The sequence below is a fragment of the Robbsia andropogonis genome (genome assembly GCF_000970345.1).
Lineage (GTDB): Bacteria > Pseudomonadota > Gammaproteobacteria > Burkholderiales > Burkholderiaceae > Robbsia > Robbsia andropogonis.
Map to the genome: position 1 here is coordinate 144,936 of NZ_LAQU01000003.1, position 22,306 is coordinate 167,241.

At 55.3% G+C, this 22,306-nt stretch carries 25 protein-coding genes and 1 pseudogene; 16 read left to right on the top strand and 10 right to left on the bottom strand.

What is annotated here, in order from left to right; translation table 11 throughout:
• Positions 1–32 precede the first annotated feature (32 nt).
• Together WM40_RS04300 and WM40_RS27670 are read left to right on the top strand one after the other, a co-directional pair.
• Positions 33–1,295 (top strand): NAD(P)/FAD-dependent oxidoreductase, encoded by a 1,263-nt coding sequence (locus WM40_RS04300; RefSeq protein ID WP_046152250.1) that lies wholly within the window; start codon positions 33–35, stop codon positions 1,293–1,295.
• Between the two features lie 75 nt (positions 1,296–1,370).
• Positions 1,371–1,811: a protein tyrosine phosphatase family protein gene (locus WM40_RS27670; RefSeq protein WP_024903497.1), complete on the top strand. Its 441-nt coding sequence runs from the start codon at positions 1,371–1,373 to the stop codon at positions 1,809–1,811.
• 278 nt (positions 1,812–2,089) lie between these two features.
• On the opposite strand, the gene WM40_RS04310 is transcribed toward WM40_RS27670, so the two are convergent.
• Positions 2,090–2,548: a MarR family winged helix-turn-helix transcriptional regulator gene (locus WM40_RS04310; protein WP_024903498.1), complete on the bottom strand. Its 459-nt coding sequence runs from the start codon at positions 2,546–2,548 to the stop codon at positions 2,090–2,092.
• Between the two features lie 54 nt (positions 2,549–2,602).
• Between WM40_RS04310 and WM40_RS04315 the strand changes: the two genes are divergently transcribed.
• From WM40_RS04315 to WM40_RS04335, 6 genes are all read left to right on the top strand, one after another.
• Positions 2,603–2,971 carry a VOC family protein gene (locus WM40_RS04315; protein WP_024903499.1) on the top strand — a complete coding sequence of 123 codons (369 nt, stop codon included), beginning with the start codon at positions 2,603–2,605 and terminating at the stop codon, positions 2,969–2,971.
• Positions 2,972–3,170: 199 nt separating this feature from the next.
• Positions 3,171–3,341 carry a hypothetical protein gene (locus WM40_RS31145; RefSeq protein ID WP_157685021.1) on the top strand — a complete coding sequence of 57 codons (171 nt, stop codon included), beginning with the start codon at positions 3,171–3,173 and terminating at the stop codon, positions 3,339–3,341.
• Between the two features lie 162 nt (positions 3,342–3,503).
• Positions 3,504–4,070, top strand: a complete 567-nt coding sequence (locus WM40_RS04320; protein WP_024903500.1) for a carboxymuconolactone decarboxylase family protein — start codon at positions 3,504–3,506, stop codon at positions 4,068–4,070.
• Positions 4,071–4,184: 114 nt separating this feature from the next.
• Complete coding sequence (locus WM40_RS04325) at positions 4,185–4,904, top strand: enoyl-CoA hydratase/isomerase family protein (protein ID WP_236693382.1); 720 nt, start codon at positions 4,185–4,187, stop codon at positions 4,902–4,904.
• A gap of 56 nt (positions 4,905–4,960) precedes the next feature.
• A complete protein-coding gene (locus WM40_RS04330; RefSeq protein ID WP_024903502.1) occupies positions 4,961–5,632 on the top strand; it encodes a peroxiredoxin-like family protein in 672 nt (223 codons plus the stop codon).
• Positions 5,633–5,690: 58 nt separating this feature from the next.
• Positions 5,691–6,407, top strand: coding sequence for an SDR family oxidoreductase (locus WM40_RS04335; RefSeq protein WP_024903503.1), 717 nt, complete (start codon positions 5,691–5,693; stop codon positions 6,405–6,407).
• Here WM40_RS04335 and WM40_RS04340 read toward each other — a convergent pair.
• The 3 genes from WM40_RS04340 to WM40_RS32410 form a co-directional block, all read right to left on the bottom strand.
• Positions 6,384–7,316, bottom strand: coding sequence for a LysR family transcriptional regulator (locus tag WM40_RS04340; RefSeq protein WP_046152315.1), 933 nt, complete (start codon positions 7,314–7,316; stop codon positions 6,384–6,386). The genes WM40_RS04335 and WM40_RS04340 overlap by 24 nt on opposite strands.
• A gap of 117 nt (positions 7,317–7,433) precedes the next feature.
• Positions 7,434–7,829, bottom strand: coding sequence for an oxidoreductase (locus tag WM40_RS32405; RefSeq protein ID WP_413783794.1), 396 nt, complete (start codon positions 7,827–7,829; stop codon positions 7,434–7,436).
• Entirely contained in the window at positions 7,819–8,490 is a 672-nt protein-coding gene (locus tag WM40_RS32410) for an oxidoreductase (RefSeq protein WP_051504393.1), read from the bottom strand. The genes WM40_RS32405 and WM40_RS32410 overlap by 11 nt, the downstream gene beginning before the upstream one ends.
• A 299-nt stretch (positions 8,491–8,789) precedes the next feature.
• Between WM40_RS32410 and WM40_RS04350 the strand changes: the two genes are divergently transcribed.
• Positions 8,790–9,419, top strand: a complete 630-nt coding sequence (locus WM40_RS04350) for a glutathione S-transferase family protein (RefSeq protein WP_046152251.1) — start codon at positions 8,790–8,792, stop codon at positions 9,417–9,419.
• Between the two features lie 672 nt (positions 9,420–10,091).
• On the opposite strand, the gene WM40_RS04360 is transcribed toward WM40_RS04350, so the two are convergent.
• Entirely contained in the window at positions 10,092–10,487 is a 396-nt protein-coding gene (locus WM40_RS04360) for a GFA family protein (protein ID WP_046152316.1), read from the bottom strand.
• A 989-nt stretch (positions 10,488–11,476) separates the two neighbouring features.
• Here WM40_RS04360 and WM40_RS04370 point away from each other — a divergent pair.
• Both WM40_RS04370 and WM40_RS04380 read left to right on the top strand, forming a co-directional pair.
• Positions 11,477–11,923 (top strand): VirK family protein, encoded by a 447-nt coding sequence (locus WM40_RS04370; protein ID WP_046152252.1) that lies wholly within the window; start codon positions 11,477–11,479, stop codon positions 11,921–11,923.
• 619 nt (positions 11,924–12,542) lie between these two features.
• Positions 12,543–13,058 (top strand): GNAT family N-acetyltransferase, encoded by a 516-nt coding sequence (locus tag WM40_RS04380; protein WP_046152318.1) that lies wholly within the window; start codon positions 12,543–12,545, stop codon positions 13,056–13,058.
• Positions 13,059–13,470: 412 nt separating this feature from the next.
• Here WM40_RS04380 and WM40_RS04385 read toward each other — a convergent pair whose 3' ends face one another.
• Entirely contained in the window at positions 13,471–13,965 is a 495-nt protein-coding gene (locus WM40_RS04385; protein WP_046152254.1) for an NUDIX hydrolase, read from the bottom strand.
• Between the two features lie 126 nt (positions 13,966–14,091).
• Between WM40_RS04385 and WM40_RS04390 the strand changes: the two genes are divergently transcribed.
• The 3 genes and pseudogenes from WM40_RS04390 to WM40_RS31150 all read left to right on the top strand — a co-directional run.
• On the top strand, positions 14,092–14,913 hold the full coding sequence (locus WM40_RS04390; RefSeq protein WP_046152255.1) for a hypothetical protein: 822 nt from the start codon (positions 14,092–14,094) through the stop codon (positions 14,911–14,913).
• 112 nt (positions 14,914–15,025) lie between these two features.
• Positions 15,026–15,751: a Tat pathway signal protein gene (locus WM40_RS04395; RefSeq protein ID WP_330218152.1), complete on the top strand. Its 726-nt coding sequence runs from the start codon at positions 15,026–15,028 to the stop codon at positions 15,749–15,751.
• A 53-nt stretch (positions 15,752–15,804) separates the two neighbouring features.
• A pseudogene (locus WM40_RS31150) lies at positions 15,805–15,894 on the top strand (helix-turn-helix domain-containing protein); the annotation flags it as partial.
• Between the two features lie 204 nt (positions 15,895–16,098).
• Here WM40_RS31150 and WM40_RS04400 read toward each other — a convergent pair.
• Positions 16,099–16,410 (bottom strand): cupin domain-containing protein, encoded by a 312-nt coding sequence (locus WM40_RS04400; protein ID WP_081764924.1) that lies wholly within the window; start codon positions 16,408–16,410, stop codon positions 16,099–16,101.
• Between the two features lie 185 nt (positions 16,411–16,595).
• Positions 16,596–17,462, bottom strand: a complete 867-nt coding sequence (locus tag WM40_RS29915; protein ID WP_157685703.1) for a hypothetical protein — start codon at positions 17,460–17,462, stop codon at positions 16,596–16,598.
• A gap of 490 nt (positions 17,463–17,952) precedes the next feature.
• On the opposite strand from WM40_RS29915, the gene WM40_RS04410 reads away from it, so the two are divergent.
• Both WM40_RS04410 and WM40_RS04415 read left to right on the top strand, forming a co-directional pair.
• Positions 17,953–19,194 carry a cation:proton antiporter gene (locus tag WM40_RS04410; protein WP_046152258.1) on the top strand — a complete coding sequence of 414 codons (1,242 nt, stop codon included), beginning with the start codon at positions 17,953–17,955 and terminating at the stop codon, positions 19,192–19,194.
• A 5-nt stretch (positions 19,195–19,199) separates the two neighbouring features.
• Positions 19,200–19,940, top strand: a complete 741-nt coding sequence (locus WM40_RS04415; protein ID WP_024903516.1) for an aspartate/glutamate racemase family protein — start codon at positions 19,200–19,202, stop codon at positions 19,938–19,940.
• On the opposite strand, the gene WM40_RS04420 is transcribed toward WM40_RS04415, so the two are convergent.
• The gene (locus WM40_RS04420; RefSeq protein WP_236693383.1) at positions 19,928–21,049 is read right to left on the bottom strand and encodes a porin; all 1,122 of its coding nucleotides are present in this window, start codon (positions 21,047–21,049) and stop codon (positions 19,928–19,930) included. The two genes, WM40_RS04415 and WM40_RS04420, sit on opposite strands and share 13 nt — an antisense overlap.
• A gap of 133 nt (positions 21,050–21,182) precedes the next feature.
• Complete coding sequence (locus tag WM40_RS04425) at positions 21,183–22,295, bottom strand: HoxN/HupN/NixA family nickel/cobalt transporter (RefSeq protein WP_390174009.1); 1,113 nt, start codon at positions 22,293–22,295, stop codon at positions 21,183–21,185.
• Between the last annotated feature and the right edge of the window lie 11 nt (positions 22,296–22,306).

Sequence of the window (22,306 nt, forward strand, 5' to 3'; positions counted from 1 at the left end):
TTCGAACCGCACCTTGTCAACGGAGAAAAGTCGTGGCCTCGGACCTGGACGTGCGTAAGTCTTATGCGGTGGTGGTGGTTGGCGGAGGCGCTGGAGGCATCGGCGCGGCCGCCCGTTTGAAGAAAATGGAGCCATCGCTCGACATCGTCATCATCGACCCGGCCGAGTACCACTATTACCAGCCAGCCTGGACCTTAGTGGGCGGTGGGCAATTTGCAATCAACGATACGCGTCGCCGGATGCGCGATTGTGTGCCAACGGGTATCGACCTTATTGCCTCGGAGGTCACAGGGTTTGAGCCTGAGCGCAACGCCGTCGTTTTGGACGGCGGCGCGCGGGTGAACTATAAGTATCTCGTCGTGGCCGCCGGCATTCAGCTCGACTGGGATGCGATTGAAGGGCTGACCGAGACACTCGGGCAGAACGATGTCACGAGTAACTACCGCTTCGATCTTGCGCCTTACACCTGGGAGTGCGTCAGGCGATTCAAGGGCGGTACGGCCATCTTCACGCAACCGCCCATGCCGATTAAATGCGCGGGCGCTCCGCAGAAGATCCTCTATCTGGCTGCAGACTATTTCCGCAAACACCATGTGACAGCAGATATTCAATTCTGCACACCGGGACCGTCTATGTTTGGCGTGCTGTTTTTCTCGAAGGCATTGGACCAGGTGATGGCCGACTATGGCGCCAAGCCTTGTTTCGGGCAAAAGCTTGTCAAAGTCGACGGCCCGAACAAAACCGCTTATTTCGAGATAACAAAGGAAGGGGAAAAATCAGTCGTCTCCACGCGCTTTGATATGTTGCATGTGGTACCGCCGCAAAGTGCACCAAAGTTCATCAAGGAAAGCCCGTTAGCGGACGCGGCGGGCTGGGTGGAAGTGGATAAAAGCACGCTGAGGCACGTTCGTTTTGCCAATATCTATGGCATTGGCGACTGCACATGTACGCCGAACAGCAAGACGGCGGCGGCAGTGAAGAACCAGATACCGGTCGTGGCGACCAATTTGATGACGGCGCTACGCGGGCGCGGCACGTCCATGACCTATGACGGTTATGCTTCGTGTCCGCTGACGACCTCTGCCGGACGCGTAATGTTGGCCGAATTCTGCTATGACGGCGTGGTCACACCGACCTTCCCGGTGGACCCTCGTTCGCCACGTAGATTTTTCTGGTGGCTCAAGCGTCGCTTCCTGCCTTGGCTGTACTGGAACATTGTCCTGAAAGGCAAACGATGGCCCTTGACGCATAAACGCCGGCAGTTAACCGATGCTTTGCCGCATATCGCACCGTAGTTCACATTCAGTACTGCGCTGCTATCGCAACCGCAATACTGATATCGCAACAAGCATCTGTGATAGGAGTGGAATATGACAACAGAGGTTCCTGGTTTAAAACGGCCAAAACTAGATGTCGCAATCAGCGGCCAACCTCCTATTGCTTTCTTCGGGCAGGCAAGGTCCAAAGGGTTCAAGGCCATCCTGAACTTGCGCCCCGCTACGGAACAAGTTGGCTTTAACGAGAGTGAAGAAGTGGCGTCGGCCGGTCTACGGTATTTCTCTATACCTATCGCAACTGTACAGGATTTGACGCGGGCGGCGGCTCGCGCACTCAACGAGATTGTGAGCGACTCAGAAAATCTGCCGATTCTCGTGCATTGCGCTTCAGGCAATCGCGTCGGGGCGCTTTTTGCGGTACGCGCTATGTGGGAACAAGGAGAGTCATTAGACGACGCGATTGCAATCGGACGAGAGTGCGGTTTGAGCAAAATGGAAGAGGACGTACGTGCCCACCTACACGGGACGGAGTAGGTATGCATTCGCGTTAGCAGCGCCTACCCTTATATCTAAAGTGACCGCCACTTTCGGTAGCATTATCATTTTGCAAATTGTGAAGACAGCATAAAGTTCATTCCTTTCGCCGTCCGTTCTCAGCGGGCCGAGCGGATATTCACCAGCCTTGCCGCTATGTCCGTTATGGTCGGCGGTCGTCTCTGTTTCGGCCGTAGCCGAAAATCCAGCGAACGTTGGTAGCGACGTCCAAAGCGGACATATGCGATTGTGCCGCTACATTCGTGCCGTGTTCACTATTAGCTGGACGGGGCGTCCGCCAGGGCAGCGGCACAGCGTTTGAGCAGGTCGCAAAGAATCTGGGCCTCCTCAGCCGAAAGCCCCGAAAGCATCTGACGCTCCACCGCATCGGCAGCTTTCGCGCCATCGGCGACCGCCCTCTTCCCATTTGTTGTCAGCTCGGACATGATGACTCGGCCATGCTCTGGATGCGGGCTTCTCACGATCAAGCCTCCTCGCTCCAGATTGACGAGGATTGCTTGCATGGTCTGCGGCGTCACGAACGCCGCACGCGCCAACTCGGCATTCGAAATTCGGGGATTGTTAGCGACCGCAAGTAAGACTGCGTTCTGAGGTGCGGTGATGCCCAACTGACCAAGTTCAGCATCCAGGCGTTGTCTCAATCGATGTTGCGTAATCTTCAGGTTGTAGCCTATCCAGTCGCCCCCGGTTCGAGGCGCGGTCTTTTCCTTTGACATATCAGCATCCTTACATTAATATCAGCACACTGATATTACTTTACCGGATTGAAAATGACAACGCCGATCGGCCCCGACTTCATTGCCTTACAGGTGCGCGACCTCGCTGCATCACGCAACTTCTACGTCGAAATCTTCGGATTCGAAGTGTCGACGCATTGTCCTCCGGGAGCGGTCATATTTAAGACCGAACCGATCGCTTTGGCACTGAGAGAGCCTCTGCGCCCGCTTCCGGAATCAGGCGCACTTGGTGTTGGCATGACGCTCTGGATTGCCTGCCCTGACGGCGACGCGCTGCACCAGCTCATTGTCGAACGAGGCGGTGTCATCCTTAGCCCTCTCGCTGACGGCCCCTTCGGGCGCTTCTTCGTTGCCAGCGATCCTGATGGCTATGCGATCACCTTTCATACGGCGCGAAGCTGAATCCTATCCCGAGGTCCGACGAGCGGCGGTAACCATACGGTAAGCGGACATCCTATAAATTATAAGGAATGACCGTTCAGGCCGAGCTACGGAAGTCGGTTCCTTCATTCTGATCGTCCCAGGTTCGGCCAGAGCGGTCATCTGGGGTCGCGCTTCTGACCGACTGCTTGGTATCAAGTAACGGCCATCGTACAGAAGCATGACCGGATTGTTGAGTTGCGTGGAAATCTTCCCCGCAGCCAAAGTCACTATCTATACCGTCGCGACTGTTCTAGTGCAGCCGTCGCTGGCCATCAGCGTTGACGAAAACACTGGTGTTCCGTTGCTGAGCTTCTACTACGCAGTGGCTTCGTCAAAAATGCCGCAATAATCCACAGCGTCTACAAACGCGCATGTCTTCTCACAGACCGACTCGATAGCTCCCACACTTTATGCTTTTCAGGAATGGGTGTTATGTCCGGTAGCGGTCTACCTCGAGATGCCGTTCGCCGCGATCATTTGCTCACTGACACACACAACAGAGAGCAAACAAATGACGACCTTCAACACCTACACGATCGACACCGCACCGGCAGCATCCAAGGCCGTACTCGAAAAAACCAAAGCGGCTTTCGGCTTTGTGCCGAATCTTCAAGCCAATATGGCCGAGTCACCAGCACTACTGGAGGGTTACGCCACGCTGTGGGATCTGTTCTCGAAGAGCTCGCTGACGGCGCATGAACAGCAAGTGGTATATCTGACGTCAAACTTCGAGAACAACTGCCATTATTGTATGGCAGGCCACAGCACGCTGGCGAAGATGATCAAGATGGATGCAGATGTTATCGCCGCACTGCGCACTGGTACTGCCTTGCCCGATGCCAAATTGGAAGCACTACATCGCTTCACCACGCTTGTGGTACGCGAACGCGGCTTTGTACCAGACGCAGACATTGACGCCTTCTTGGCCGCTGGCTACACGCGCCAAAACGTCCTCGAGGTGATCCTCGGTGTCGCCACCAAGGTGATGAGCAATTACACGAACCATATCGTACACACCGAACTCGACGGCTTTATGGCAGGCAACGAGTGGACCAAGCCGACCATGGTCGCAGCTTAAGTCTTACCGCGGAGAGTTGCATCGGCTCTCCCTCACGTCCCGTTCCATCATTAAATATCAGGCGCTGCAATGTCCACTTTTGCCAAATACAAAGACGCTTACTCGAACGCTTCAATGACACGCTCGGACTCGGGCGTGCTTGAGGTGAAGTTTCACACGAACGGCGACAAGCTCGTCTTCAACGGTCACACCCATGAGCAGTTCACGGATATGTTTCATCAAATCGGCGAGGACCCGGAGAACCGCGTCGTCATTCTGACGGGCAGCGGCGATGCTTTCATGGATTCGATCTCGCCCGAAGGTTTTGATTTCTTCACGCCGCGCGGTTACGACAAGATCTTCCGCGAGGGTCGCAAGATATTGATGAATATCCTCGATATCGAAGTGCCGATGATAGCGGCACTCAATGGTCCTGTGCTGCTGCACTCCGAGTATGTGCTGCTATGCGATATCGTCCTTGCGATACCGGAAACAGTTTTTCAGGATATGCCCCATGCAGCTTTCGGTATCGCGCCGAACGACGGGGTCCATCTGCTCTGGCCGGAAGTGCTTGGCAGCATTCGCGGTCGGTATTTCGTTCTGACGCAACAGAAAATCGATGCTCTGGAGGCGAAGTCGCTCGGTGTGGTCAATGAAGTCGTTGCTGCCGGCGACTTGCTGACCCGCGCGCGGACCCTGGCCGAAACCATCGCTAAGCAACCGTATCTCACGACGAAGTACACACGGATCGGCCTGACACAGCGACTTCGCCGTGTGATCGAGGAAGGCATCGGCTATGGCCTGGCGCTCGAAGGCATCACCGCGGCTGAAGTTGCGCGCTCGGCAGTTGCATGACGTAGCGGCTTGGACTCCCTGAATAGACACCTCCCAATTCTTCACTGAGAACCGACATGTCATTACAAGATAAGCTCGACGCATTCAAAGCCGATTTCAAAGGCGGTAAGGCACCCTATTTTGCACCGCCCGAAATTCATCCGATCATGGAGCGCGCGACGGCAGAATTGATTGCCAGCGGTCAAGCGGGACGTGCCATCAAAGCCGGCGATATTGCACCGTCCTTTACGCTGAAGGACCAGGATGGCAACGAAGTGTCATCGGTGGAGATGCTGAAGAAAGGTCCGTTGGTCGTCACGTTCTACCGCGGTGTCTGGTGTCCGTACTGCAACATCGAACTGCAGGCGATAAACGAGGTGTTGCCGCAGATTCAGGCATACGGCGCCAACGTTGTCGCAATCTCGCCGCAAACGCCGGTCAATAGCCGTAAAGCCGTACGCACTAACGAGCTGGATTTCCCGGTCTTGAGCGACGTCAATGGGCAAACGGGTGCGGATTTTGGCTTGCGTTTTGCACTGCCGGACTATCTGGTTGATCTGTACAAAAACCTTAAGAACGATCTGCCAGCATTCAACAATGACCCGCTCTGGACGCTACCGATGCCGGGGCGCTATGTGATCGGACAAGACCGTGTGGTACTGTACTCAGAAGTGAATCCCGACTATACGCGCCGCCCTGACCCGTCGGACATGTTCCCGGTTCTGAAAAAGGCCACTGCGAAGGCGTAAGCCGTCGCGCTCGCTGCCCCGCTGCCCGTGGCGCGGCGTTTTTATTGGAGAAATGGCAATGACACAGCGTACTTTTTTGGTCACCGGCGCGACCAAGGGGATTGGACTGGCGCTCACCGAGCGGCTTTTGCACAGCGGGCATCAGGTCGTGGGACTCGCGCGTGCGATGTCCGATTTTCCTGGCGAATTGGTGCAGGTCGATCTGTCGGACCGCATCGCAACGGATGCCGCGTTGCGCGACCTACTCGCGCGCTACGAATTCGACGGCGTCGTTAATAACGTCGGGCTTGTAAAACCACAGCGACTGGGCGACATTGCGCTAGACGATATGGATGACGTCTTCGCACTGAATCTGCATCCTGCTGTGCAGGCAGTCCAAGCCTTGTTACCTGGCATGCGCGCGCGAGGCTGGGGACGAGTCGTCAATATTTCGAGCCTAACGGTCTTAGGTATCGCACAGCGTACCGCCTACGCGGCTGCCAAAGCGGCATTGGTCAGTTTTGCGCGGTCATGGGCGCTGGAACTGGCGCAGACCGGTATCACCGTTAATGCCGTGTCACCCGGACCGACTGAAACGGAATTATTTCGCGCTAACAGCCCACCTGGAAGCGACGGGGAAAAGCGCTATCTAAGTGCCGTACCGATGGGCCGGTTTGGTAAGCCTGACGAAATTGCCGCAACGATCGCGTTTTTGCTATCCGAAGAAGCGGCATTTATGACGGGGCAAACCCTGTATGTCGACGGCGGAGCGTCAATCGGCAAGCTGGCTTTCTGACGAATGATGGGTGCTGGTATCGATACCGGCACCCATGATTTCTTCAACGAACGCAATAAAAGCGCGGGCTTTGGCACTCACTAGCCGGCCCGACGGAAACACTGCCCATAAATCGATCGCTGGCAACTCCCAATCGTCGAGAACTGTGCGAACATGCCCATCAGCCAGCTGATCGGAAAACATCCACTCGGATGCGACGGCGAGTCCTAAGTCCCCGAGCACGACGGCACGAACACCCTCGGCCGCGCTGACACTCACTCGCCCTCCGACGACCACTGCAACCTCTTTGCCGTTTTGGCTAAATGCCCAGGACTCACCACCGCCTTGTAGAGAATAAACGATCGCCTGGTGCTGGCTAAGATCTGCGGGCATCTTCGGGACACCCGTCTTCGCAAAATACGCGGGCGTCCCAACGACGACTCGGCGGCTGCGCGCAAGGCGTTTTGCCGTCATCGTTGAATCGTCCAGATTACCCATGCGCAGCGCCACATCAATGCCCTGCCCTAAAAGATCGATGGTACGATCATCCATGACGACATCAATCTGAAGATCGGGATGTCGTGCCATGAACACCTTGAGTGACGGCAGGATGTGGAGGCGCGCGAACGTCACCGCCATGCCCACGCGCAAAACACCGGCGAGACTAGTCGATGAGTCACGCACGACTTGCTCGGCGGCCTCAACCTCTTCGAGTGCGCGCTTGGCGTGCTCGTAGAATCGCTGCCCCGCGTCAGTCGCGGTTAGGCCGCGTGTCGATCGCAGCAAAAGACGTACGCCGAGGCGCTCTTCCAGCTGTGCCACTGACTTTGACACCGCAGGCTGGCCCATTTTGAGTCGCTTTGCTGCCGCTGAAAACGAGCCGGCTTCCACGACACTGATGTAAGTTTCCATCGCGGCCATTCGGTCCATGCCAGCCACTCCTTGTGTCACGTTTGTGTTTAATAAACAAGCGCAAAGACGCCAGCCAGGCGTCGGGGTGTATCCACACGTGGCTGGCGTCTTGTCAGCTTTCGTCAGGTCACTACCTTAAGCCGCTTCCGTTGCCGAATACGAAGGGTAATCGATATACCCCTTCGCGTCACCGCCGTAGAATGTCGATCGATCGTAGTGACTCAGCGGTGCGCCTACTCGCAAGCGCTCGGGGAGGTCTGGATTCGATATGAATAAACGGCCAAATGCGACAAGATCGGCGCTGCCCTCGTTAATAATGTGACTTGCACTGTCGGCGGTAAAACCGCCTGCAGCGATGATCGGTCCCTTGTATACACGACGCAGTTGTGCCGCCGAGAGTGCTCCGGCACTTGCCGTAACATCGTCGTTACCGCGAACACGTGGCTCAACCACGTGTAGATAGGCCAATCCATAGCCATTTAAACGTGCCGTCACATAGATGAACGTGCCACGTGCGTCACTATCGGCCATCGTGCCGTAAGAACTCCCTGGTGACAAGCGGACCGCGATCTGATCGGCATCCCCAAACGGTATTGATGGCATCGATCACCTCAAATAAAAAGCGCGCCCTGTTCTCCAAGGAACCGCCATAGCTATCGGTTCGATGGTTTGAGCCATCCTGTAAAAACTGATCCGGTAAATAGCCATTCGCGGTGTACAGTTCAACACCGTCGAATCCAGCGCGCTTTGCCAGTTCAGCACCGTGGCGGAACGTCTCAATCACGGAAGCGATTTCAGCAGTAGCTAGTGCGCGTGGCATCACCTGAGCTGCTTCGATCACGTCACCATTTTCGTTGAGAATAGCCGCGTGTTCAAACGCCTGAATCGCGGAGGGAGCGATAGGCGTTACACCGCCGGTGTTCGCTGGATGCGCTTGCCGACCTGCGAGCCACAATTGCAAGAAGATACGACCGCCATTCTCGTGGACGGCATCTGTGACCCGTCGCCAACCGAGCACTTGCGCCTCTCTATAAATACCAGGCGCTCCGACATAAGCAATCCCTAACGGGGAAACAGCTGTGGCAGCTGATATCAACAATCCACCCGGCGTCGCCCGCTGCTTGTAGTACTCGACCATCAAGTCACATGGGACATTGCCCGTGTCGGTACGCATGCGTGTCAGAGGTGCCATCACGACGCGGTGCTTGAATGCATAACGACCAACGGAAAATGTTGCAAAAAAGCGCGTTCATATCACAAATCCTTGAGTGTGGAAGTTGCTGCCATGATCGCGACTCGACGGTCACGAGGGTAGATCGACGAAGGTGATAAGAGTCATTCCTCTGATGAGTAACCGTATCAGGACGACAACGAGCGCACACAAATATTCTTCAATGGAATAGTGCTTATCACTGTCCCATGGCTTCAAGGACTTCGCAACTTGGCGCATAGTTCGTTCATCGAACACAACGCACCCAAAGGTTCTTCGCCATGTATAAGGTCTACGCTTTCGCCACCCCGAATTCCGTCAAAGTGCCGATCGCGCTGGAGGAAATGGGACTGGACTATGAGCTACACGCTGTCAACGTTCGAAAAGGTGAGCAAAAGGGTGACGCCTTTGTCGCAATGAACGCCAATGCAAAGGTGCCCGTGCTGACCGACGCGACGGGGGATTTCGTCTTGACTGAGTCTGCAGCTATTTTTGTCTATTTGGCGGAGCGTCACGGCAAGCTACTGTCCAATGATATGGTGATGCGGGCACGCACGTTTGAGCAACTGTTCGCACACGCATCCGGCCTCAGTCCGGCGTTTGGTCAGGCAGGGTATTTCTTGAAGTTTGCGCCTGAAGTGATGCCGCATGCCATCGAACGCTTCAGCAGCGAAGCCAACCGCCAATTGAGCTTATTAGATAACGTTCTCAGTAAGCGACGCTTCGCTGCTGGTGACGAACTCTCAATCGCCGATATCGCCCATTTCGGATGGATATGGCGCCGTGCATTTCCGGATGTATCGCTCGCACACGCATCCAACGTACAGCGATGGTATGACGAGCTAATGGCTCGACCGGCATTCGTGCGTGCGATTGACAAACTCGAGGCGTTGTCCACGTCTAGCAATTGAAGCGACGCCAGCATTTGATGCTGAGAGCAAAACGCACACGCGCCTTTGAATCGGTCAAGGTACAGACGCGAGACTTCAAGTGCCTCTCGTCTCTCGACGTCACATCACACCGCAAAATTGGGGACTTATAATGAGCGTTGAATACTATTTCGCCATATCGCTGGCTAATTTTCTGTATTTTTGGGTAAAGAGTCAGAAGACGAGATGACTTTTGAACAACAATGGGTAGGTCCATTTTCGTTCACGCAGCGGTCGGCCGATCCTCGTATGCTATTCGAGCAGAAAATTAGCCAGGTTTCATCCGTCGATTTCCAGGACAAGCCATATTGTCCGGGCTCGCGCAGCCAACGATATCAGAAGTTTTTTTTGCGCGAGCCACGCGAAGAATATCCCTCGCCTTAACCACAACCCGGCCGGCGCTCTAGCGTGCCGCATTGAGCATGCGTATGTCCTGCAACGCGCAGCGACCGTTTTTCTGACAGTTTTGGACACTGCTAGATCTAACGTCGAAAGTCCGCTTAGGCCGAGCTACGGAAGCCGGTTCCTTCATTCTGATCGTCCCAGGTTCGGCCGAAAGGGACACTCGCCTGCTTCTAAGTAAGCGACCCAAAAGAGGCGGAAAGCGGTCATCGTGCTAGAGCAGGTTTTGCTTCGGCGCGCTGCGGTCAGCCATCAAGATCCAGTAAGGTTGCCTGTCGTAGTCGGCCCGTCCCAACCTTCTAGATATTTTGTGAGATCGTCTTCCACATCGATGATTCGAGACCGGTAGAACAGATGCATAGTTGGCCGCATTTCCTCTTGCAACTCGCCATTCGCGCCTTGGGCGATCAAGTTGTTCGGCACGACACGCATACCAAGGCGATTTGTACCGAACATCGTTTCGCCGCATCCTACGCAAAACGTACGCGATAGCTGCCTGTCTGGATGAGAAAAAGTTGTCGGGCGACCTGCTTGTACAAGGACCTGTTCCGGCGACCATGCGGTTGCCGATAACATTGGCGTGCTATAAAAATCGCGACACGATTGGCAGTGACACTTCAGGTCCCTTGTCCATCCTAAATCGATCAACCTTTCACGACGAGGCGCTTTTCTCTCGCGCTGCCATTCGAGCATGCGATAAACGCATTACCAAGCAATCTGATTGCGGTCGAAGTAGAAGCGCCCCGATTTTCCGGTTGGGTCTTTTGTAGCAAGCCAGACGATGCCTTCTGCAGCCGCCTCCACAGTACGATAACCCGAGTGGTCGTTAAAATCGGTGGCGATGTAGCCTGGATCGACAGCATCGACCTTGATATTGACTGAGGCGAGTTCCTTTGCAAAGGCCAGCGCGACAGCATTGAGAGCCGACTCCGCTCAAAAGGCTTATGAGATGCCAGCTAACGCGCCACCCACGCGACCTAGCGTGCCAAAAGGAGCAATCAGCGCATGTCCGGTTGAAAATCGAGACGGCGATGCTGTCAGCTTGCAGCCCCTGCTGGATTGAAGCGATCACTTCTCGCCCTGCTCGCCAAGCACAGATTGCAACTTTTTTCGCTCACGTAGCACCAGAATTGCTTCGCCATATGCTCCATGTAAGTCCTTTGCGCTCCATGTGCTTTTCCATTTTCATGCTAATCAGTCCTTTCCCGAAGGTAAGTACCTAAGCAGATTTCAGCAAATCAATAAAAAATCGTGCAACGATTAGCTTATTAACAGCGATGTCTACGACCAAGTTTTCCTTATGGGTTACGAAATGACCCTTCGTCATCTCTTCGCTCGTTAACTTTTCTCGCCGAGATGCTTGTGCGACAATGACGCTCCTTTATTCGGCGCAGTGCACCGTCAACGTATTCGAACTAGAAAATGCATCATTCTTGGATTTGATAAGAACTACTTGCTCTCATCTCCCAGATGTCACTGGCTGCTAGGCAACACATCCTGCTGAACTGGCATTACGTCTTCCAAATTGACAGCAAGATGATTGACCTGGACACCCTTGTGACGAAGCGTGAGTTGGGGGCGGAAATTTCGGCGGCTCAAGCTTATAACTCTCTATTGGCGAGAAAGGACCATCCGTAATGAAATTCCTATCTGTTGCATCGCTGTCCGTCATTTCGCTTTGCATAACCATGCCGCTTACTCTGGCCCAAGCAGCCCCAGCAACAGCGTTGTCAAGCCTGGCCGAGATCGAGCAAGCGCTCGACCAGGGCGCGACCGTGGCGGTCTCTCTCGACCTGAGCCGCTGCCAGCCCGACGGTGCCACCACGCGTGCCGGAAAAGCCAAGGGCGGCCTGACCATCAACGGCTATCTTGTCATGGACGGCGTGCTGAGTTTTTCAGATAGCCACCCGACTGTGGGGAAAAACGGGGAACCGCTGTGGCAGTTTCTACGTTACCAAGTCAAGCCGGACAAGACGGTGATATTCACCGCCGACATGTTTCAGTTGCCTGCCTATACGAGGCTCGGTGAGCGTATCTCGTACAAATGCGGCATGAATGAGGGGATCAGGTTTATTCGGCAATGAGCGGTAAGCATGCATCGCCACGCCGCCCCCCGCTCGTCATGCCGCTCGGGGCAGCATTTTTCTACGCCGCGTTTGGTAACAAGGCAGGCCTCTGCGCTTGCATCCTCGAACGCTACGCTCGCACAGACGCGTACCCTTGACGGAGCTTCTCCGTGCTGACCGACCGGTGGCTGAGTGTCTTGGCGCCGTGCTTGAGGAGGCGGTTCGTCGCTATGTTGTCAATCCCGGAGCTACGGGCTGTGTGGTGCCGGAAGGGATTCATAGCATCCACGCTGACGCACACGTTGCCGCCCTGGCTCTGGCACAGGCCCTTTGGACTTGACGGCGGCAGCATCAATCAATTCGGCGCGATTCTTATCGCAAGGCTGTTGAATAATCCTCATTACAGGTGAGCATGATCACTAAATTTGCACTGCGCTGGACACCGGGTTTTTGCTCAGAATAGCCGCCGCCAACAAACACTATGAGACACAGTTTGCACTCGACGGCAGTAGCTGCTTCGGGGCGGCCTCCGTTTGTCGGCTACCGGCCGCACACCACCGTGTCAGATTGTATGCCTGCGGAATTGTGCAAACAGAGAAAATGCTACGATGGATGCCAAGAACTGAAATTGACCGACATGGCAGAAAACAAAATCTCACTGCGCGAGGCTGCGTCCGACGATGCGTTGCACATAGCTAGGCTGCATACCCGAAGTTGGCAGCTAGCTTACTCTCACATCCTGCCCGCCGCGTATCTTCTTGAAAAAGTGCCGGCTGAGCATATGGCTCATTGGAAAAATTATATGGCGCAACCGGCGAAAGCCCGCGGCCTTGTCATGTTGGCCGAGTGCAAAGGAGTGCCGGTTGGTTTCGTTCGCGCCGAAAATGTGGATGACTCGTCGTACGGAATACTGCTTGACTGCCTTCATGTGCTCGCAACCCATCAAGGGTGCGGGGCGGGAAAGTTAATGATTGACGCCGTGCGTAGATGGACCAGGAAACAAAATCAGAATCTGATGCATCTCTATGTACTTGAAGGCAATCTTCGTGCGATCGCCTTCTACGAGCGAAACGGCTGGCGATTTGAAGGGACTAAAGCTAGTTTCATCGACACAACGCCAGTGATCGACCATCGATACCTCATGGAAGTGTAGATTGTCGTCGATTTAAGAGGGCGCAATGGCTGTCCTTTCCTGGACGATCTCAGAAATCTCCAACGCGCGACAGGTGATGCATCTCACTCGCCCCCTGTCTGCCCATAAGCGGTCAGCCGTCGAATCGCGGCCGAACGCCTGCTCAGACCGAGATTCGGAGGTTCGCTGCGGTCCTGCAGTCGGCAGCTTATTTGCCCCGAAAAGGACATTGGCCTTCAATCTTCAACGGCCGTTTTACGCTATGAAGCCGACGAATAAGCGCTGACACATCCGAATCAGCCACCCAACGACCAATAGTGGCTGTCACTGCAACTATCATTTCGCATATTGACAGCAATTCTGTCGAGACCGGGTTATTTATGGGATGGTCGCGGCATGCTCCGACATCAACCCTTAAAAGTTGCCACTCGATTTACAAGCAGCGAACTGTGAATTGCTCTCCATCCTGAACGACATGGGCTGGCACTAATTGGCCCTTTGCCAGAAGCTCGCCAAGGACAGCGGGCCTGATATCAAGTGACCATAACTGCTCGCGTGCGAACCACACGAACTTGAGACTTTTGCTTCCTTCCACGCCATAGTGGTGCTTCGTTAAGTCAAGCATCGACGACCCCGGCTTTAATATGGCAGCAAAGTACAGTCCGATTTCGTGATGTGGCTGGCCTTCATGGGAAAAGAAATTCTCAACGGTCCACAACAGATTCCCAACATCAATATCCGCGCCGACTTCTTCGTGCATCTCTCGGACCACGGTTTGTTCTGCGCGTTCACCAGGCTCGACTCGACCACCCGGTAAACACCAGAAATTCTGACCTTCGATTTGGTGTAATAAGATGTGTTCAGACAGCGTGATAACCGCTGCGGCACGAAAATGAAAACGGTGGCTGCCAACGTCGAATGCAATCATAACTTCCCCGCCAAAGAACGCTACGACAGACCCCAGACAACAAAACCATTCTCCATCATGACGCGTTGTCACTGCAAGGTAACGTTCTATCTGTAGAAATACTATTTTAAAAAACACCAACAGCCCGTGACGACCTCCCGCCGACGTTTCTTATCGCACGCTTCGCAAGCTGCCGCGACCGCCTTGTTGACCGATGCATCAACCGCATCCGCGGCGGGGGGGCGCGCCACATCTGACCACATTTCTGAGAGAAATTTGACAGCGGCAATGCAAGAGAAGCTATCGGCCGAATTGCACGACACCGCCACCGCCCGCACCCTTGTACCAACCATGCTGGATATTGGATTGACGTGGGATCTACCATTAATAGCAGCATCCCAAGTCACTTCAATCGTCGCTTACAGTTTTGGCAATCGACCCAATGCCGCGAGCGGCAACACGTCCGCCACCGCAACTGCGCAGGCGGCGCTCCCGGACCCGGGACCGATCAATGAAGCACTCGCGGATGCGGTTCATCAGCTTTATCTACTGACCGGCGCGAAAGTGTACGCACAGTGGGAGATTGCCCGATTCCTTGCCTCGAAATACCGGATGACCAGCGCCAACCTGCAATCGATCGAGCCGAACATTGCAAGCGATGGCTCCGTGACGTATCTCAGCACCGATGGCGTGGCGGCCGCAATCATCGGCTTCGCAGGAAGTGCTGCGGCACTCGGAAACGTCGGGGTAGTGGGACATCGCGATCACGCAAAACGGTGTATTGAAACTTCACAGGCGCGCGGCATGAATGCAGCAGCAGTCCAAGAAATAACATTACCGGTCAACTACGATGCGCTATCGGGACAACCGTGGACGCGGCGTCGCCACCTTTACCTCGTACACGATATGTATGCGCAATTGATGGCCAAAAGCGCGGCACTAACAAGCCAGGCCTGCCCCGAGGGTTGAGTTTTTTTCACACGCGAACCCCGTAGGAAGCCCCCTTGATTCTTGCTATCTCATTATTATGACATCTCGCAGAACATTTATTCGTTCGACATCCGTTGCCGCGGCGCTTCCCGTGATTGCATCAACCGCAGGAATCAGCAAGACCGTCCAGGCGGCAAGTGCTGCAACACTTGATGCCGATCTAAAAAAGCAAATGCTTGCAAAACTTACGACGGAACTGAACGATGCGCACACAGCAGCCATCGAGGTGCCTTATCTACACGACATCTTTTTCTCGTGGGATTTACCATTCATCCCCGCAGCCCAGATTAGCAGTATCATCGCATTCAGTTTCGGAGATCGTCCGGGCGCGTCCACGCCGCTACCTGGCCCCATTAACGAAGCAATCGCTGACGCGGTAAATCAGCTGTACACACTGAAGCCGGTAATGGTGTACGCACAAGCAGAAGTGGCGAGCGTGCTCACGACCAAATATGGCATGAGCACAAACAACCTCCAGTCAGTCCATCCCCCGGCCGTAGCGAGCAGCGGCAAGGTCACGTACCCTACGCTCGACGATGTCGCCGTTGCTATCCTCGCCTTGAAGACAAACGCAGCAGCACTGGGCACCGTGGGCGTGATAACGCATCGGGACCAAACCAAGCGGGCAATTCAAACCTGTACCGCACACGGCATGACTGCGTATGCGCCAAACGACATAACCCTACCCCGCAACTACGACCCCCACGCTTCGCAACCGACAAGACGACGGCGTGATCTATTCCTCTTGAATGACATGGCAAATCAGTTTGCTTCGCTTCGATTGCAGTTAATTACCGAGGAATATCCAAACGGGTAAGCACTAACCGTATTCAGCACGGTGCCGTCTGTCGACATGGCACACTAAAACGCATGACGCTCTCAAATATCGCGGATCGGCTTGGTTTCAGCGACCTATCGAGCTTCTCGCAGGCGTTCAAGCGTTGGTACGGCGTGGCACCGCACCGCGCGTATATCGCACCCGCATGGCGCAGAGCAAGCAAGGCGATTGATACAATGCCGCATTGCCAGCCCCCCCCCTTATTAGTAAGCCAATCGGGGCGACGTGTCACGAATCGGCGCGCCACGACAGTATAAAAAGCAACGGTATCAAATGGCAAAATGACGTTTAAGGGCCTTTAACCGTCTTGAAAAGCGTCGTACGACTCACATGCTGCCCTCACGTTCGACAACCAATATCCGGGCCTCTCCACGTGGATGCGCAACGTGCTCGCAGCCGACGCCAGCAAAAAACACATCGCCTACGGACAGCACGGCGATCTGTTCGACGCCGGACTCCCTGTAGTGCATATCCACTGTGCCGTCCAGAACAGCAAAAACCTCTTCGCCGTCATTCACATGCCATATATAGGGTTTATCGGTCCAATGCAGGCGTACCGTCGTGCCGTCCATATTGGCGATTTCGACCGCGCCCCATGCTTGCGGCGAAGTGAATTCCTTACCTCGGATCAATTTCATCAGTGTCAGGCGCGAAAGCGTTAGTAATCGGATCTGATCGAATTGATGAAATTATCGCTTATTTCAAACTGGAAATCGAAAAGTTAGCGGCATGCGTCTTCATCCCGCATCCGCCAAGCGACATTATCGTTCACAAGGTAACCAGGCACCTGACCCACCAAGGCTTCCGCGCGCGGCAGAGCGTATTAGATAGCGGCAGGATCAGGCACGCCTGCATCAATACGCCGTGCCTCGATGGCCAATGCGTGTTTCTGGTCTGCTGCAATCATGGTGAGCTTTTTGTCCTTATCAAAGAAAACTAACGCGATTATTTTGTCAACCGTGGCACTTGCCGATGACAACGCATCGTCAGACAAGATAAAGTAACGGGCGTCGGCTGCAGCGGTCAGTACCTTCTTGAAGATTTTTCCGTCCACGTCCTGCATCTTAAATGTCCCATCGGTCGCAATCGACACCGTGAGGGGGCCCGTAGTTTTCTGCCCTTCCATGCGATGACCGTTATACTCTCCCGCAATGTCCAACAAGGTCAGCGCTTCTTCATACAGTGGTTCATACTGTAAAACATAAGGCGCTGTCGAGAAACTGCCGTTGACATCCGCCAGCGTCAACTGAAGTTCACGCTGCGCCTTGAAGCTTCCCAGATAATCCCGCTGCACTACAAATTGCTTGCGCCCGACTTCCGGAGGATTAACAAAAAGGGACATTTTTCCTGGCTGAAGGTGCCCTTCCCCTCCTGTGCGCACCATTACCTCCGGTGAAAAAAATATCCGAGCCCCACCGTCAAACGTGCCAAAGGTGCCATGCGGGGTAACAGCCAAAAATACAGGACGTGCCTTCGCGGTTGCTTCACGCGAATAAAGACCCATCGCACCTGTGTCCGCCCTCACCGCCTCTCTCGCACCTCGTCTTCCCTTATCTACCACGCTGTCAACGACCCGACTTACCGCATCACCCGCGTCGGATAGTTTGTCACCCTTATGACAACCTGTCATAGCAAAAGGTATAGCAAAAAGTAATCCTAATGAAATTTTTCTTACGCAAAATTTATTCATGAAACTATTGCTCCTGATATTTACTCGCCTTTTCTTATATAAAAGAACAATGAGACTACTTTAGGACAGTGCGAAAATACAAAACGCATTACGAACAATAAGCCAACAATAGTTGAGGGGAAGCGCAATAAAATTTACAAAACAGATGGAAGACCGTCCATAACGGCCGCGTGACGGCCTTTTATCTTTGCCCGCGTTGAGATACATCTCAACGTTGCATCTGATCAGCGCCGCCAGGACGCGCATTTCATTGCTTTTGCATCAATACAGATAGTTGCTTCTTCCGCTCCCTCACATCTGCGGAGCAACTGGGCTACAAAGCGGCCTTGATCTTCTCCCGCGTTGTATGCTTTCCCCTAGATCCTTTGGGTGTTGTCCAAAGATCCAGGCCAAGTCGGGCCCATCCCTCCCATCGCCTTTTATCATCGTGGTATAACTTGTCAAATCAATTTAATAGACGGGCCGGTTTGCCTTTCCGAACCTTTTACTCATGCCATCCGTATTACCCTTTTTCTATGACATCGCGCTGTTTATCGGGATACCCTGGCTGATCTGGGTGGCGTTGCGCCGCTCCTTGCCTTTGGCCGTCGTGCCAATTCTGCTCGGGTTGATCCTGGCAACCGCACGACTACCGATGAAATCCCTGGGCCTCCCATCAGTGCCAGGCGACCAGATCGGGTTTATCGGCGTCGTCCTGCTCGCTTTTACCGCGGGGCTCGAAACACGTCACCCACCGGTGATCACGGGTCGGGATGGTGGCAGCAAGACCATTGCACGGCCCCCTCTCAAACCATTGCGCATTGCCAGCGCCGCCGCGCTGGCGCTGGCGTTGCCGTTCGTGACCGGTACACTGGTCAGCCGCTTTCATTTGCTCGACCAGGCAAACTGGGTTCCGCCGCATGGCAATAATTGGATAAGCGCCTGCACCATCGGCTTATGCATCGCAGTCAGCGCGCTGCCCGTATTGGTCGGTCTGCTACGCGAACTGACGCCCGAGCAACAACCGCTAGGCTTTATCGCGCTCAGTGTCGCCTTGATAGACGATGCGGTGCTATGGCTGGGATTGGCCACCATTCAACTTGCGGCAAACGTTGGTACAAGCTTGCATTGGGGGAAGACGCAGATAATGGCCATCGGCTGCCTTGTATTGCTCGGCGCCATGGGCTGGCTTGCGGAACGTCATGAGAAACCTGTCCATCCCATCATCGCCTGGATGATCGCGGCCGTGTTCCTGGTCGGCGGGTCCTGGTGCAGCGCACGACTGGGCATTCACGAGTTGATCGGCGCCTTTGCCGCAGGCGCATTGCTGCCGCCGCGATGGATGCGCCGCATCCATATCGAACGCTTGGGGCAGATCAGCTTGATTGCCCTGGCACCGCTCTTCTTCGGTCATAGCGGCTTGAACATCGACGGCCGGGTCATGGGTTGGGCAGCCATGTCGGCAGCCCTATTGCTGCTGCTGGTTTCCGCAGTCTCTAAAATGACCGCGCTATGGATACTGCCGCCGGTGGCCGGCCTGGATGCACGCGAGCGCTGGGGAATTGGTACCCTCTTGCAATGCAAGGGATTGATGGAAATCGTTGCCGCCACCGTGCTACATAAGCAGGGGCTGTTATCGGAGTTTGCCTACGCCGCATTGGTGACGCTCGCTGTCATCTCGACGACGATGACCAGCCCGCTGTTCAAGTTACTGATGTGCAAACGTCACATGCGTACCGCCGTTACGGGATAACCCATATGAAAATCAATATCGTGAATCCGAATACCAGCGCCTCGATGACGCAAACCATCGCGGACGGCGCACGCCGCAAGGCGGCACTCGGCACAACATTGCGAGTGGTCAATCCCGACGCCGGCCCCCCTTCGATTGAAGGATGGTATGACGACGCGATGGCCGTGCCGGGATTGCTCTCGGAACTGAAACGAGGAGAGGCCGAAGGGGCGCAAGCGCACGTGATCGCCTGTTTCGGCGATCCGGGGTTGCATGCGGCACGAGAGTGCGTGCAAGGGCCGGTGCTGGGGATTGCTGAAGCGGCGATGCATGTCGCCAGCCTTATCGCACCCGGCTTCACGATTGTCACCACCCTCGGCCGTGTCAGGGATATGACCTGGCACCTGGTGGATCGGTATGGCATGCGCGGCTTCTGCCGCAACGTGCGCGCGATCGATGTCGCGGTATTGGCGTTGGAGGAGCCGGGCTCGGCCGCGCGAGAGAAAGTGCTGCAGTCATGCCGTGCAGCGCTGGAGGAAGACCATGCCGAAGCCATCGTGCTGGGCTGCGCGGGGATGGTCGATTTCTGCGAAGCACTGGAACAGGAACTGGGCGTTCCTGTCATCGACGGCGTCACCGCCGCCGTCAAGCTTGCCGAGGCGCTCCTCGGCCTGGGCGTGCGCACGTCGAAACGCAGCGGCTTTGCCTTCCCACTTCCAAAGACCTATAGCGGCGCCATGGCGCCGTACAGTCCTCAGAAATTGTGACGCACCCCGGTGGCCAGCAGTAGTTGATGACGCCCGTTGGACGGATCGAAGCCATTGAGCACCGCCAGTTGACCGTCGGATGCGCGCTGTCCGACCCACTGAACATAGACGTTTGTCCGGGGTGACAACGTATAGATGGCCTGCATGCCTCCTGTCAACCATCGGCTGCTGGCCGACGCATGCGTGTATGACACCATCGCCGTAAGCTGCAAAGCGGTGCTGGCCTGGTAACTGACGTTCCACTCCATATTGCTGAAGCCGATCGACGCAGCAGGCGATCCGTCGGACGCGTCGGCAACCCCGGTGTAGACCGCACGCGAGTAGGAAAGCGCCGACGTAAAAGCGCCTATTGTATAGCTGGCGCCTATACCGAAAGTATTTTGTCGACGTGCACTCGCATCGGCATAATTCACTACGTTGCCCATCGTCGGCGTCAGAGGCAACGGCTGCGCGTCATACGCGCCGCCCTCGGTGGTTCCCAAGCCATCCACACGCAGATACGCGCCGCCGATCTGGAAATCGCCCGCCTTGAAACGGGCGCCCACGCTATAAGCGCGATTGCGCGACATGCCGGCCGACGCATTCGAAAATGCATACATGCCGCCGAAGGTGACGCCGCCGATCTCGGGGCTCGTGTACTTGATCGCGTTCGAGGCGAGATAGGAATTGTTCGCGTTGTCATTGTCGAACGGATGCGCGAATGCCGTACCGCCGCTGTTCCCCGTCAGCGTAAAAGGCGCAAGGAAATCGTACATCCCATCGTACTGGCGTCCGAGCGTCACCATGCCGAAACGCTCGCTCGCAAGGCCGACATACATCGGATGATCATTTATAAGGCTACCGTCGGTGGACGAGAAACCGTGCTCGAGCCGGAACAACGCGCGCAGGTCGCCGTTCAGTGGCTCACTGCCACGCACCCCCCAATAGGAACCATCGATCAGCCCCTGGCTAGCACGCCAGGATGCGCCACCCGCCGGTTGATGCAGATAGGCGATGCCGGCATCGATCTCGCCGTACAACGACACTCCGGCCACGCCATCGGCATCGTCCGATGCAGCGTGGGCAACTGTCGCATGCAGTCCCACTCCCCCCAAGGAAAGCGCTGCCATTGCAGCGGCACGACCGGACAATATACGAAGAATCCTCCAAGCCGAGCGACGTATTCGCATCGATCGCGGTGAACAAGTGTTTGACTGCAGACTGTTATTACCCGAACAGGAAAACGTGACAATCCGTTCGTCTTCAGTCGGATTCCGCGCATCCCGTGCGCACACAGTCCAACTCCGCATAACCACGCCACCTATAAACCAAGACCGATACGAACCAGCCGGCCAGAAACAACGCCACGGTGCCGTAACCGAGCCAGCCCATATGATCGCCGAGCACGCCGACGCTATCCCAAAAAGGTCCTTTCAGGCTTAGCTTGTCGGCAATAAGCGCCAGTGCCTCTATGCCACCAATGCAGAATGCAACAACCACAGATAAGGCTGTTACCGTCAAGTTGTAATAGAGTTTGCGGATGGGCCGTACAAAGGCCCATCCATAGGCCCGCACCATCAGCAGACCATCGGTCGTATCGACCAAAGTCATTGCGGCAAGGAACAGGGCCGGGAAAATCATGATCGCCCCCGTCGTCATGCCTTGACTCGCGCCGTTCGCCGACATCCCGAGCAAGCCGACTTCTGTTGCGGTATCAAAACCGAGCCCGAATAAAAAACCGAGCGGATACATATGCCAACTGCGCGAGACGAGCTTGAACGCCGGACGCAACAAACGTGCGAAAAAGCCACCGCCCGCCAGCAATGTATCGATACCGGCCTCCCGATAGGGTAGCCCGTGACGTACGCGTTTGAATGACGCCCAGACGGAACGCAGGATGACCAGATTCATCATCGCGATCACGATCAGGAAAAACGCCGATACGCCGGTGCCAAATGCACCGCCAATCTCGCGCCAGTACGACACGCGCGCATCGTCGAAGAACGCGCCACGCATGGCATGGATCGTCACGGCGATCAGCGCCGAGGCCAGCACAACGATGGTTGAATGGCCGAGGGAAAACATCAACCCGACGGTTGTCGGCCGCTGACCATCTTGCATCAGTTTGCGCGTCACATTGTCGATAGCGGCGATGTGATCAGCGTCGACAGCGTGCCTGAGGCCAAAAGCATAGGCAAGGCCACATGTCCCAATCAATAGCGGGTAATGGTGGAAAGTCGCAATGGCCCAAGCCCATGCGGCGATATTGCCGGCAAGTAGCACCGCATAGAGCGCGCTGACCTTGACGCGGAATGAAGCGCCTTGGCGAAAGAGGGACACCGGCAGCATCAGCCTGGGGCGTGAAAGTTTGGACATTGCCACGAGAG